Source organism: Luteibacter sp. SVR4-7G (assembly GCF_056755555.1).
On sequence record NZ_JBPGXO010000046.1, the window covers coordinates 17,947 to 30,184 of the forward strand.

10 protein-coding genes and 2 pseudogenes are annotated in these 12,238 nt (G+C 67.6%); 6 read left to right on the forward strand and 6 right to left on the reverse strand.

The genetic code is table 11. From position 1 onward, the window contains the following. The first annotated feature begins 41 nt into the window (after positions 1-41). The 3 genes and pseudogenes from ACR9ZH_RS15605 to ACR9ZH_RS15615 all read left to right on the forward strand — a co-directional run bounded on the left by ACR9ZH_RS15605 (position 42) and on the right by ACR9ZH_RS15615 (position 2,466). Positions 42-758 (forward strand): FKBP-type peptidyl-prolyl cis-trans isomerase, encoded by a 717-nt coding sequence (locus tag ACR9ZH_RS15605; protein WP_481291677.1) that lies wholly within the window; start codon positions 42-44, stop codon positions 756-758. 45 nt (positions 759-803) lie between these two features. After that, a pseudogene (locus ACR9ZH_RS15610) lies at positions 804-1,603 on the forward strand (CoA pyrophosphatase). After that, positions 1,597-2,466: a sulfurtransferase gene (locus tag ACR9ZH_RS15615; protein ID WP_481291678.1), complete on the forward strand. Its 870-nt coding sequence runs from the start codon at positions 1,597-1,599 to the stop codon at positions 2,464-2,466. The pseudogene ACR9ZH_RS15610 and the gene ACR9ZH_RS15615 overlap by 7 nt, the downstream one beginning before the upstream one ends. Before the next feature lie 91 nt (positions 2,467-2,557). Here ACR9ZH_RS15615 and ACR9ZH_RS15620 read toward each other — a convergent pair whose 3' ends face one another. Beyond that, positions 2,558-3,589, reverse strand: a complete 1,032-nt coding sequence (locus tag ACR9ZH_RS15620; RefSeq protein ID WP_481291679.1) for an oxidoreductase — start codon at positions 3,587-3,589, stop codon at positions 2,558-2,560. A gap of 93 nt (positions 3,590-3,682) precedes the next feature. Here ACR9ZH_RS15620 and ACR9ZH_RS15625 point away from each other — a divergent pair, with 93 nt between their 5' ends. Together ACR9ZH_RS15625 and ACR9ZH_RS15630 are read left to right on the forward strand one after the other, a co-directional pair. Further along, positions 3,683-5,242: a POT-type proton-dependent oligopeptide transporter gene (locus tag ACR9ZH_RS15625; protein ID WP_481291680.1), complete on the forward strand. Its 1,560-nt coding sequence runs from the start codon at positions 3,683-3,685 to the stop codon at positions 5,240-5,242. 56 nt (positions 5,243-5,298) lie between these two features. Further along, complete coding sequence (locus tag ACR9ZH_RS15630) at positions 5,299-6,105, forward strand: SDR family oxidoreductase (protein WP_481291681.1); 807 nt, start codon at positions 5,299-5,301, stop codon at positions 6,103-6,105. Between the two features lie 87 nt (positions 6,106-6,192). On the opposite strand, the gene ACR9ZH_RS15635 is transcribed toward ACR9ZH_RS15630, so the two are convergent. From ACR9ZH_RS15635 to ACR9ZH_RS15655, 5 genes are all read right to left on the reverse strand, one after another. After that, the gene (locus ACR9ZH_RS15635; RefSeq protein ID WP_481291682.1) at positions 6,193-7,503 is read right to left on the reverse strand and encodes a PQQ-dependent sugar dehydrogenase; all 1,311 of its coding nucleotides are present in this window, start codon (positions 7,501-7,503) and stop codon (positions 6,193-6,195) included. Further along, complete coding sequence (locus ACR9ZH_RS15640) at positions 7,496-7,939, reverse strand: DUF2231 domain-containing protein (protein WP_481291683.1); 444 nt, start codon at positions 7,937-7,939, stop codon at positions 7,496-7,498. The genes ACR9ZH_RS15635 and ACR9ZH_RS15640 overlap by 8 nt, the downstream gene beginning before the upstream one ends. A 70-nt stretch (positions 7,940-8,009) precedes the next feature. Continuing rightward, entirely contained in the window at positions 8,010-8,807 is a 798-nt protein-coding gene (locus ACR9ZH_RS15645) for a metallophosphoesterase family protein (RefSeq protein ID WP_481291684.1), read from the reverse strand. Next, on the reverse strand, positions 8,804-9,760 hold the full coding sequence (locus ACR9ZH_RS15650; RefSeq protein WP_481291685.1) for a diacylglycerol/lipid kinase family protein: 957 nt from the start codon (positions 9,758-9,760) through the stop codon (positions 8,804-8,806). Before ACR9ZH_RS15650 ends, ACR9ZH_RS15645 begins: the two co-directional genes overlap by 4 nt. 40 nt (positions 9,761-9,800) lie before the next feature. After that, entirely contained in the window at positions 9,801-10,580 is a 780-nt protein-coding gene (locus tag ACR9ZH_RS15655) for a phosphatase PAP2 family protein (protein WP_481291686.1), read from the reverse strand. A 78-nt stretch (positions 10,581-10,658) separates the two neighbouring features. On the opposite strand from ACR9ZH_RS15655, the pseudogene ACR9ZH_RS15660 reads away from it, so the two are divergent. Continuing rightward, positions 10,659-12,238, forward strand: a pseudogene (locus tag ACR9ZH_RS15660) (alpha/beta hydrolase); the annotation flags it as partial.

The following is a 12,238-nucleotide window of genomic DNA, read 5'->3' on the forward strand; positions in this document are numbered from 1 at the left end:
CCTCCACGCACGTCAACGGTTCCGGGTTCACGGAGAACGGGATGTCACCCTTGCGTTTCCTGGTCGTGTTCGTCGCGCTGTCGCTGCCAGGCGGAGTCGTCTGCGCGCAGTCGGCGCCCACCCTGCCGGCGTCGGGTGCGCCGGCGATCGAGAAGACCAAGCTCTCGTACGCGATCGGCTACCAGATCGGTACGCAGTTCGCGAACAGCGCCCAGCCCGACGTCGACATCGCCGTGCTCGTGAAGGCCTTGCAGGACGGCTACGCGAAGCGTCCCCCGGGCGTGCCCATCGACGTGATGCAGCAGCAGCTGGTGAACTTCGACGCAAAGGTGCAACGCGATTCGCTCGTGGAATTCCGTCGCGTGGCGGCGGCCAACGCGAAGCGTAGCGCGGACTTCCTGGCGCGCAACCGCACGCGCGCGGGCGTGATAAGCCTCCCGTCGGGCATCCAGTACTCCGTGCTCGCGAAGGGCAACGGCCCGCAGGCGAAGGTCACCAGCACCGTGGTGGTGAACTACCGCGGCGCGCTCATCGACGGCACCGAGTTCGACAGCTCGTACGCGCATGGCAAGCCGGTCACGTTTACCGTGAACCGGGTCATTCCCGGCTGGCAGGACGTCATCCCGCGGATGCGCGTCGGCGACCGCTGGAAGGTGGTGATTCCGCCCGAGCTGGCCTACGGTGAACGCGGCGAGTTGCCGCGCATCGGACCCAACGAGGCGCTGGTGTTCGAAATCGAACTGATGGACATCCGCTAGGGCCTGAACAGGCCCTGGGAGCCTCCCGGGTGGCATGAGGCTACAATGACCGACGGTATGGTCATTGCCTCTTCCACGCTTCCCTTGAGTCCCTGCACCGGCGTGTGCCGCCTCGACGCGCGCGGCCTCTGCATGGGATGCTTGCGCACGGGCGACGAGATCTCGCGCTGGATGCGGATGAGCGACGCGGAGAAGATCCGCCTGATGGACGAAGTCCTCCCGCAGCGGCAGGAGGGTTGATGGACGACCTGCTGGCCAGGCTCCGCGGCGCGCTGCTTCCGCTGGAGGCGCCGCCGGGTCCGCGTGGATGGAACCACGCAGAGATGGCGGAACTGATCGGCGAGACGCCACGGCGTGCTGCCGCCGTGCTCATCGGCATCCGCGACGACCGCGAGCAGAACCTGCTGCTCACCCTGCGCACCGACACGCTGCAGCAACATGCCGGGCAAGTCGCCTTTCCCGGCGGCCGGGTCGAACCGGAGGATGCCGACGTGATCGCGGCGGCATTGCGCGAAAGCCACGAGGAGATCGGCCTGGAGGCCGACAAGGTCACTCCGCTGGGCTTCCTCGAAAGCTTCGAAACGATCAGCGGCTATTCGGTGACGCCCGTCGTTGCCCGTGTCGCGGCCGACGCGACGCTCAAGCCGGATCCGAACGAAGTGGCCGAAGTGTTCGAGGTGCCGTTCGCGTTCTTCCTGGATCCGGCGAACCTGCGCCGCTACACCATGGACTTCCGTGGCCACCGGCGCGACATGGTCGAGTTCCTCCACGCGGGCTACCGCATCTGGGGCGTGACGGCGGCCATCCTGTTCAACCTGCTCAAGCGGATGGGACATCCATGCTGATCTCGCGCACGCTCATCGATGCGGCCACGGCCGCCCAATTGCCCGCGCACGACGTGCTGTTCGTCGACGCGCGCTTCGATCTCAACCAGCCTGGCGGCCGCGATCCGGGCAAGGGCGACCAGGATTACGCCCTCTCGCACATCGCCGGCGCCGTCCGCGCCGATCTCGACCGCGACCTCGCCGACATGGCCACGCCGTCGAACGGCCGCGGGCGCCATCCGTTGCCGTCGGCGGAGACCTTTTCCGCGTGCCTGGCGCGCGCCGGGTGGCGACCCGACCTGCAAGTGGTCGTCTACGACGCCGCAGGCGGCGCGCTCGCGGCGGCACGCTTCTGGTGGCTGGCGCGACTCGCGGGTATCGACAACGTGGCCGTGCTCGACGGCGGCTGGCCTGCGTGGACGAAGGCGGGGCTGCCGACGGACAACGCGCTACCGGTACGCGAGCCGACGGCCGTGCACGTGAACTTCCACCAGACGATCACCGCACAGGAACTTACGGACGGCCTCGCCACCGGCCGGCTGCTGCTCCTGGACGCGCGGGCCGCGCCACGCTTCCGCGGCGACATCGAACCGCTCGATCCCGTGGCAGGGCACGTGCCCGGGGCGCGCAACCGGCCGTTCTCGGACAATCTCGACGCGGACGGGGTCTTCCGCTCGCCGGAAGAACTGCGCCGCGCTTTCACCGCGATCATCGGGCCGCATCCTCCGGAGGACGTCGTGCACATGTGCGGCTCCGGCGTCACCGCGTGCCATAACCTGCTGGCGATGGACTACGCCGGGCTGTGCGGTTCGCGCCTGTACGCGCCGTCGTGGAGCGGTTGGGTCAGCGATCCCTCGCGCGGCGTAGCCACCGGCGAGGGGTAGGAGCGCGCCTTTGCGCGTGCTGAGTTTTTGGGGCCGTGAGCAACAGGGCCTGTTGCTCCTGGCGAAAAGCCGTCGCGCGCAAGGCGCGCTCCTACAGCCATACGGTGCGACGATCGCGCGCGCTGGCCTGGGCTGCCTCGATCACGCGGATCACGTCGCGCGCCTCGCGCGCTTCCACCGGCAGCGGCGCTCCGTCGCGGATGGCCGCGGCGATGCCTTCGTAATAGGCGGTGTAACGGCCGGGCAGGGTGTCGATCGTCGCCACCGCGCCGTCGACGTCCGTGAACCGGCCGAACAGCGCGGGGTCGTCTTCGCCCCAGCCCTCGCCGCCAGGCCGCCTCCCTTCGCGCAGCGCGGCTTCCTGCCCGTCGATGCCGTACTTCACGAAGCTGCCGCCGTCGCCGTGTACCAGGTAGCGCGGTCCCGGGTCGCGCACGAGCACCGACGCGTGCAGCACCGCGCGCCGCCGGCCGTAGTCGAGCACCAGATGGAAATAATCATCGGCCTTCGCGGCGGCGCGCTGGCGGGTCACGTCGGCGGTGACGGCGCGTGGCATGCCGAACAGCACGAGCGCCTGGTCGATGAGGTGAGCGCCGAGGTCGTACAGCAGGCCCGAGCCCGGGACCTCCGTCTCGCGCCAGCCCTGCTTGATCTCCGGGCGGAAGCGGTCGAAGTGCGCCTCGTAATACGCGATCTCGCCCAGCCGCCCGTCATCGACAAGCCGGCGCACGGTGAGGAAGTCGTTGTCCCAGCGCCGGTTCTGGAATACCGACAAGATCCGTCCCACGGCATCGGCAAGCGCGATGAGCGCTTCGGCCTCGGCGGCATTGAGCGTGAACGGCTTGTCCACCACCACGTGCTTGCCCGCTTCCAGCGCCGTGCGTGCCAGCGCCGCGTGGGTTTCGTTCGGGGTGGCGATCACCACCAGCTCGATGGCGGGATCGGCGATGAGTTCTTGAGGATTTTCGTAAGCTCTTGCCTCGGGGAAATCGCGCAGGATGTCGTCGGTGCGGCGGCTCGCGATGGCGGCCAGCCGCAGCCCTCCAGCTGCCGCGATGAGCGGCGCATGGAAGACGGCGCCCGCCGTGCCATAGCCGATGAGGCCGGTAGGAATGGGCTGCATGGTCGCTCCGGAGGTGGACATGGGCGGAAGCGTAGCGCGGTACCCCTGAGCGTTTCGTTTAGGATCCTGCGGTCGCATCCCAGCCGGAACGCCATGACCGCCCTCGACACCGACGCCGCGCCGCCCGCGCGCCTGCCCAGGCAGATCCCCTACATCGTGGGCAACGAGGGTTGCGAGCGCTTCAGCTTCTACGGGATGCGCAACATCCTCACGCCGTTCCTGGTGACCTCCTTGCTGATGTACCTGCCGGAAGCGGAGCGGCCCGGTGCGGCGAAGGACGTCTTCCACACGTTCGTGATCGGCGTGTATTTCTTTCCCCTGCTCGGCGGCTGGCTGGCGGACCGCTGGTTCGGCAAGTACCGGACGGTGCTGTGGCTGAGCCTGCTGTATTGCCTCGGGCATCTCTGCCTGGCGGTGTTCGAGCACAGCATCGCGGGGTTCTACGCGGGACTGGCGCTGATCGCCCTCGGTGCGGGCGGGATCAAGCCCTGCGTGTCGGCCTTCGTCGGCGACCAGTTCGACGAAAGCAACCGGCGGCTCGCCAAAATCGTTTTCGACGCCTTCTACTGGATGATCAACGTCGGGTCGTTCCTGGCCTCGCTGTCGATGCCGTATTTCCTGCGCCACTACGGCGCGGCGGTCGCGTTCGGGATCCCGGGCGCCCTGATGTTCGTGGCCACGGTGGTGTTCTGGAGCGGGCGCCGCCACTACGTCATGCTTCCGCCGTCCGGCAGCGATCCGGACGCGTTCACCAAAGTCGTGCGCACGGCGCTGCTCGCGCATGCGCCGGGGCAGGGCAGGCCGGGCCTCGCCGTGACCGTGGCAGCGCTCGTCATGGCCGCGGCATCGCTGGCCCTTGCTCCCACCCTTGGTATCGTTGCCGCCCTTTGCCTCGCCTTCGTCCTGCTCCTCGGCGGCGTCGGCATCGGCGCGCAGATGCAGCTCGAACGCGCGCGCGGGCGGCATCCCGCCGAAGCGGTGGATGCCGTCGCGGCGGTGCTGCGCGTACTGCTGGTGTTCGCCCTGGTCACCCCGTTCTGGTCCCTGTTCGACCAGAAGGCCTCCACTTGGGTGCTGCAAGCCAACGCGATGAGCTTTCCCGACTGGCTGCATCCCGCGCAGATGCAGGCGGTCAACCCGGCCCTGGTGTTGATGCTGATTCCGTTCAACAACCTCCTGCTGTTCCCCTTGCTGCGCCGCGCGGGCGTCGAACCGACGGCGTTGCGCCGAATGACGGCCGGCATCGTTTTCTCCGCCATCGCATGGGCGATCGTGGGCTTCATCCAGCTGGCCATCGATGGCGGCGACGCCGTTTCCATCGCCTGGCAGCTGCTTCCTTACGCCTTCCTCACGATGGGAGAAGTGCTGGTGTCGGCCACCGGTCTGGAGTTCGCCTACAGCCAGGCACCACCCTCGATGAAGGGCACGCTGATGAGCTTCTGGACCCTCAGCGTCACCGTGGGCAATCTCTGGGTGCTGCTGGCGAACGCGGGCGTACGCAACGAGTCGGTCATGGCGGGCATCGCGGGAACGGGGCTGGGAGTCACCGCGTTCCAGATGTTCTTTTTCGCCGTATTCGCCGCCGTGGCGGCGCTGGCCTTCGGGCTGTATGCGCGGCGGTATCGCGAAGTGGACTATTACCGCCGCGCGTGACGTTTCTTCCACGCGAGCGCGCGGACGATCGAAGGCTGTCCCGGAGGAGCCTCGCCATGCCCGCCCCGAAACACGCCTCGCCGTTGCCTCTGCCCGCCGCCGCCGAATGGCCCGGCAAGGTCGTCCTCGTCACCGGCGGAGCGCAAGGCATCGGCAAGGGCATCGCCCAGGCCGTGCTCGACGCGGGCGGCAGCGTGCTGATCGGCGACCTGGACGCGGAGGCGGGCAAGGCATGCCTCGAGGAGTGGAACGCGGGCGACCGCGCCGCCTTCGTCGTGCTGGACGTATCCAGGGAAGCAAGCGTGAAGCGCTTCGTCGGCACCGCCCTGCGCCGTTACGGCCGCATCGACGGCCTGGTTAACAATGCCGGTATCGCCGATCCGGAAACCGGCCCACTGGAACGGCTCGAGTGGAGCGAGTGGAAGCGCCGCATCGACACCAATCTCGGCGGTACCTTCCTGTGCAGCAAGCATGCGCTGCCGGCGCTCAGGGAAAGCAATGGCGCCATCGTGAACATCGCATCGTCGCGCGCCCATCAGTCCGAGCCGGACACCGAGGCCTATGCCGCGAGCAAGGGCGGCATCGTGGCCTTCACCCACGCGCTGGCGATCAGCGCGGGCCCGGTGCGCGTCAACGCCATCAACCCCGGCTGGATCGTGGTGGACGAGTGGAAGAAGCCACCGGCGCGGCACAAGCCGAAGCTGTCCGCGGCAGACCATGCGCAGCATCCCGTGGGACGTGCGGGCCTGCCGCCGGACATCGGCACGCTGGCTGTGTTCCTGCTTTCGTCGCAGGCCGGCTTCATCACCGGGCAGAACTTCACCGCGGACGGCGGCATGACCCGCAAGATGCAATACGTGTAGGAGCGCGCCTCGCGCGCGACGACTTTTGGCGAGGAGCGACAGGCCCTGTAACGAAGTCTCGAAAAGCGGTCGCGCGCAAGCACGCTCCTACAATGCCGAGACACGCCACACTGCGTTGCCTACGTCGTCGGCGATGAGGAGCGCGCCGTCCTTGTCGAACACGATGCCCACCGGTGCGCCGTACAGCTCCTTCTCGTCCTTCGAGTAGAAGCCGCCCACCAGCGTCTCCGGCTTGCCCACCGGCTTGCCGTTCTGGAACGGGATGAAGACCACCGCATACCCGCTAAGGGGCGAGCGGTCCCAGCTGCCGTGCTCGCTGACGAAGGCGCCGTTCTGGTACTTCGCCGGCAAGGCGTTCTTCTGGCTGAGCAGGAAGCCGAGTGCGGCGACGTGCGAGCCCAGCGCGTAATCGGGCCTGACCGCCTTCTGCACCATGTCCGGCCGCTGCGGCATCACCCGGCTGTCCGCGTGCTGCCCGTAGTAGCTATACGGCCAGCCATAGAAAGCGCCTTCGGTCACGGAGGTCATGTAATCCGGGACCAGGTCCGCGCCGATCTCGTCGCGCTCGTTCGCGATGGCCCAGAGCGTGTTCGTGGTCGGGTCCCACTGCAGGCCGGTGGGGTTTCGAATGCCCGAGGCATAGATGCGACTGCCGCGGCTGGCGACGTCCACTTCCAGCACGTCGGCGCGGCGATATTCCACCTCCATGCCGTTCTCGGTGATGTTGCTGTTCGAGCCCACGCCCACATAAAGCTTCGTGCCGTCGCCGTTGGCCTGCAGGGTCTTCGTCCAGTGATGATTGACCGTCGAGGGCAGGTCGGTGAACTCGGTGCCTGGCGTCGCGATCTCGGTCGCGCCTTCCGTATAGGGGAAGGTCACGATCGCATCGGTGTTGGCGACGTAGAGCGTATTGCCGATCAGCTGGATGCCAAACGGCGAATGCAGGTGCTGGATGTAGGTGTGCTTCTCCCACTCACCGGCGGCCCCGGTCTTGCGCAGCAGCGTGATCTGGTTGCCGCCCTTCGCACCCTTGCCCGAGCGGTTCTTAACGATGCCGGCGATCAGTTGCTTGGGCGTGGTGACCGCCTCCTCGCCCGGCCCGTTGGCCTCGACGACCAGCACGTCGCCGTTGGGCAGCGCGAGCAGCTGGCGTGGATGCTTGAGGTCGCTCGCGATCTTCTCGATCTTCAGGCCGGCGGCCACGGTCGGTGCGGCCCCCTGTTTCCAGCCCGCGAACTCGGGCACCTGCATCGGCGGCACGAGGAAGTTCTTCGCCTTTGGCAAGGCAGGATCGCCGCCGGTCTGGTCGATGGGATTCTGCGTACCTTTCTCGCTGCATGCGCCGAGCATGGCCGCGCAGGCCAGGGCGAGCACGCCGAGATGCGAGGTCTTAACCATGGGAGATCTCCCGGTGCGTCGAGTAGCGCACGGCGACGATCACGTGGCCGGCGGCGATCAGCAGCACGGTCACGACGGAAAGCCATACGCCCGCCGGCATGGTGGCGTAGGCGTCGCGGCTGTGCACGAACGCATTGAGGATCGCCGCGACGATGGCGACAACGTTCAGCCAGAAATCGACGTGGTCCGCACCCGTGCTGTTCCGGCGCGAGGTGATCCATACCTGGGTCAGGTTGACCAGGCGCGGGATGATGGCGAACAGCAGGCCGATCGTGATCAGCCATGCCGCACCCTTTACCCAGAGGATCGTGCCGGTCTTCGCATAGACGATGTCGAAGATTAGCGCGGCGACGAAGAAGCCGAACGGGATGGGGTTGAGCAGCGCGTAGACGGCATTGGCCACGGCGGAACGGCCAGGTGCAGGTGGGTAGCTCATCGGGGTGCCCCTTGGATAGACCAGGGCGATAGTAGACCCGTCATACGTGGACAACTTGTATGGACGGACCTTAGCGCCTCAGGGAAATCGCCGTCCGCTGGCCTGCTTCGAAGCGTCGTGCCGCTTCGTCATAATCCCATTGCTCGACGGCGCAGGCGTCTGGCCTGTCGCGCCGGATCAGGTGGAAGGAGTTGCTGATACCCTCGCGTATCCGCGTGGACAACGCGGTGCCCGCCTGCACCGACCAGAGAGGGCGCGCAAGTTTTCGCGATCCGTCGTCGAGCGGTCGCACGTAGGGCAGGTGGATATGCCCGCCGAGGACCAGGTCGGCACCCGCCTCGGCCCACGCGACGATCGCCCGTTCGCGGTTGATCAGCAGGTTCGCAATGTCTTTCTCCCTGATCACGTGCACCGGCTGGTGGGTGACGACGATGCGCAGCTGCCCCTCGGCGGCGCGCCGCAGCCGGGCCGAAACCCGCTCGACCTGCGCGTCCGAGACTTCGCCGTTCTTGTGCCGGGAGGGACGCGCCGTGTTGACGCCGATCGCCAGGATCTCGCCGTTCTCGAACTCGGGCTCGAGCTCGTCGCCGAATGCGCGCCGATAGTTTCCGAAGGGGTCGAACACGCGCGCGAACACGTTGAAGAGCGGAACGTCGTGGTTGCCCGGCACCACCAGGGTGGGACGCGCGTATCTGTCCACGAATCGCCGCGCCGCGGCGAACTGCGACCTTCGGGCGCGTTGCGTCACGTCGCCGGAGAGGATGACCAGATCGGGCTGGAGCGTCACGATCGACTCGTGCAGCGCTTGTGCTACGTCGGCGCGTTCGGTTCCGAAATGCGGATCGGAAATCTGCACGATGAGGCTCACCCCGGATCCTCCCCGGGCTGGCGCACACGGTCCGTCAGCAGGCGCAACGGGCGCGGTGCGGCGCGGAAGATAATGGGCGGGTCCAGCCAGACGATTTCGCCGTCGACCGCGGCCTTGACCGCGTGGCGATGCTGCTTCGGCTCGACGGTGATCTCGCGGAAGGCGAAACTCACGGCGTTCTCCGCGTCGCCCAGCTTGCCCAGCGCGCCGCGCAGGATGATGCCGAGCATCGTCAGCCTGCCGATCGGCTTCAGGACCAGACCGGCCAGCATGCCGTCGTTGCGGCGCACCTGCTCCGCTTCCGGCAGCCCGATCTTCTCCAGTTGCAGCGCGTTGTTGCCCACGAAGAGCGTCGGCGTGCGGAGCGAGCGCTTGCGCTCGCCGTCGCTCACTTCGATGCGGAGCGGCCGGTAGCCGCGCATCATGGTGGAGAGGCCCGACCATAACGCGACGATGCGATGGCGACCGAAGCGCTGCTTCCACGCCTCGCGGTCCTCCAGCACCTGGGGATAAAGGCCGAGGCTGGCATTCACCAGGAAAACCCTGTCGTTCACGAGACCGACCTGGACATCGCACGGCGTGGCGCGCAGCAAGGCCTCCGCCGCTTCGCGTGTCCCGGTGGGAATGCCGTGGGTACGGCCGAAGAAATTGAAGGTGCCCTGCGGCAGCACGCCCATGACGAGGTCTTCCTCCCATGCCGTGCCGGCGACGCCGTTGATGGTGCCGTCGCCGCCCGCGGCCACCAGCGCCGCGCCATTGGCCTTTGCGTAGGCTGCCGCCTCGCGTACGGCAGCCTTGATGTCGCGCTGGCCGTCGATCGGGAAGAAGCAGTGCGCGCGCCCGGCGGCATCGAGGACGGCGGCGATCTCGTCGCGCGCGGCGCCGGCCTCGCCGTGGCCCGAGCCGGTGTTCATGACGATGGCGAACGCGCTGGATTCGGATGAGGTCGACATCGCGACACACAACCATCCATGCCGTCACGGCCGCATGAAATTACGTCCGGGCCCGGCGGCCTTCGCGAAGACGGAAGTATTCCGCGCTCCCGGCACACAGCGTGACCCAGGCCAGACCCGTCGCATACCCGGCCATCACATCGCTGAAGTAGTGCACCTGGAGCAGGATCCGGCTGATGCCCACCAATGTGATCATGGCCACGGCCGCGATGACGATGGCGCGGTGCCAGCGCGGCGGGCAGAGCACGATCAGCACATAGGCGAGCATGCCGTAGAACACCATCGAGCCCGAGGCATGGCCGCTGGGAAAGCTATAGCTGTGCTCCATGATGAAGCCGTGGTCGTGCAGCGGGCGCTCGCGCTGGAACCACGACTTGAGCGCGGTATTGATGAGCGCCGTCCCCACCAGGGTGGTGATCCAGCCGCCGGCGAGCCGGAAGTGCCGCCGCCACAGCAAGGCGAGGAAAACGGCGAGCGTGGCGACGCCGAGGACGAGCGGATCGCCGGCATGGGTCAGCACGGCGATCCCGCGCAGGACCGGAAGCGGAGTGTCGTTGCGCAGGTTGTCAGCCAGCGCGGCGTCGAAGACGGTAAGTCCGGCTGCGTCGCGCACCTCGACGGCGATCGCGGCGGCGATCGTGAGCATGGCGACGATGACCGCTGCCGCCGTCGCAGGCCGGAGGAATCCGCGGGCCGCCGCGTCCCGGCCCTCGCGCCGGCGCACCGCGCGCCGCCAGGCCACGTCGGCGATGCCGAGGGCGACGGCGAGCAGCAGGGCCCAGAGGGACAGCGCATGGCGGCCGATCCATTCCGCATCCATTCCGTTCGCTCCTCGTCTCGTGGCAGGATCGGGCATGTTGCCATGCCGCGCTTCCGCGGCCCGAGAAAGGGGTCCCCGATGAAATGCCTTCCCGCCCGCGCGATCCTCGCGCTCGCGTTGCTTGCCGGCGGTGCCGCCGCCCATGCCGACGAGGCGCCTCTGGCGCATCGCATTGTCCGTGTTTCGCTGGATGGCGTGGGCGACAAGGGCACGTCAGGCCGGCTCCTCGTGTTCGCCGCGCCTGCCCCCAAGGACGGGAAGCCCGACGAGGTCGATACCAATCCATTCCGGCCGACGGCGGTGTCGGTGGCCGCGCGCGAGGTGAGCTGGATCGCGCCGGGGCAGGCGGTCGACCTGGATACCGACGGCGAGGCTTTCCCTTCCGGTTTTTCGTCACTGCCGCCGGGGGATTACGTCTTCCAGGCCGTGCTCGATGTCGGCCACGATTACAACTACAGCGGCCGCCACGCCGGCGACCTGATCAGCGAAGTCACGCCGGTGAAACTCACCCCGGGCGGGAGCTTGCCGGTGCTGAAGCTGAGCAAGACCGTGCCGGCGAGGGATCCCTGGGCCTTGTCGCCGAAGGCGCCGCAAGCGTTTCGCGACGCGCTGCCCGAGGCGCGCAGGCACGCCCATGCGGAAGTGTTCGAAAGCCCGGCGCTCACCGCGTTTGCAGGACGTCCGCTGTCCATCCGGGCCTGGGTGGTGACCCCCGCCCGGCTACGACCCCAACGGCTCGACGCGCTACCCGACCGTGTTCCTGACCCATGGTTTCGGCGGCAGCTTCGATCACTATGCCGGCACCATCGCCGGGCTCTGGCTGGCGATGTCGAAGAAAGACATGCCGCCCATGATCTGGGTACTGCTCGACGAATCCGGGCCCACCGGTACCCACGAGTTCGCCGACTCCGTGAACAATGGCCCCTGGGGCCAGGCGCTGACCACCGAGTTCATTCCCTGGCTCGAGGGCCGCTACCGCATGGACGCGAAGCCGTCCGGGCGTTTCCTCAACGGTCATTCGTCCGGTGGCTGGGCCACGCTGTGGCTGCAGACGCGGTATCCGAAGATCTTTGGCGGCACTTGGTCGACCTCGCCCGATCCGAGCGATTTCCGCGACTTCACCGGTATCGACCTGAGCTCGCCCGGCGCGAACGCCTATCGCAAGCCCGATGGCAGCGAAAATCCGCTGGTCCGCGATAAGGGCCAGGTGATCGCCACGTTCGAGACCTTCGCCAAACTGGAGCGCGTGCTCGGTGCGTACGGCGGCCAGCTCGCCTCGTTCGAATGGGTATTCTCGCCGCGCGGCAACGACGGCCGGCCGCAACCGATGTTCAACCGCGACACGGGCGCGGTGGATCCGAACGTGGCCGCCTACTGGCGCGCGCACTACGACATCGCCCAGCGCCTGCGCACGCAGTGGCCGGCGCTGAAGCCGGATCTGGACGGCAAGATCCACGTGATCGTCGGCACGGCGGACACCTTTTACCTCGATGGCGCTGCGAAACTCCTCAAGGAGACCCTGGACGGTCTGCACGCGAAGAGCGACATCCGCTTCGTCCCCGGCAGGACGCATTTCGACCTCTACAAGGAAGGCGACGACAGCCAGGCGCTGCTGAAGAAGATCGCGTGGGAAATGTACGCCGTGGCGCGCCCCAAAA

Bases quoted from the DNA above. Each gene is read 5' to 3' on its own strand.
- ACR9ZH_RS15605 (WP_481291677.1), top strand. From the start codon at position 42: ATGTCACCCTTGCGTTTCCTGGTCGTGTTCGTCGCGCTGTCGCTGCCA.
- ACR9ZH_RS15615 (WP_481291678.1), top strand. From the start codon at position 1,597: ATGCTGATCTCGCGCACGCTCATCGATGCGGCCACGGCCGCCCAATTG.
- ACR9ZH_RS15620 (WP_481291679.1), bottom strand. From the start codon at position 3,589: ATGCAGCCCATTCCTACCGGCCTCATCGGCTATGGCACGGCGGGCGCC.
- ACR9ZH_RS15625 (WP_481291680.1), top strand. From the start codon at position 3,683: ATGACCGCCCTCGACACCGACGCCGCGCCGCCCGCGCGCCTGCCCAGG.
- ACR9ZH_RS15630 (WP_481291681.1), top strand. From the start codon at position 5,299: ATGCCCGCCCCGAAACACGCCTCGCCGTTGCCTCTGCCCGCCGCCGCC.
- ACR9ZH_RS15635 (WP_481291682.1), bottom strand. From the start codon at position 7,503: ATGGTTAAGACCTCGCATCTCGGCGTGCTCGCCCTGGCCTGCGCGGCC.
- ACR9ZH_RS15640 (WP_481291683.1), bottom strand. From the start codon at position 7,939: ATGAGCTACCCACCTGCACCTGGCCGTTCCGCCGTGGCCAATGCCGTC.
- ACR9ZH_RS15650 (WP_481291685.1), bottom strand. From the start codon at position 9,760: ATGTCGACCTCATCCGAATCCAGCGCGTTCGCCATCGTCATGAACACC.
- ACR9ZH_RS15655 (WP_481291686.1), bottom strand. From the start codon at position 10,580: ATGGATGCGGAATGGATCGGCCGCCATGCGCTGTCCCTCTGGGCCCTG.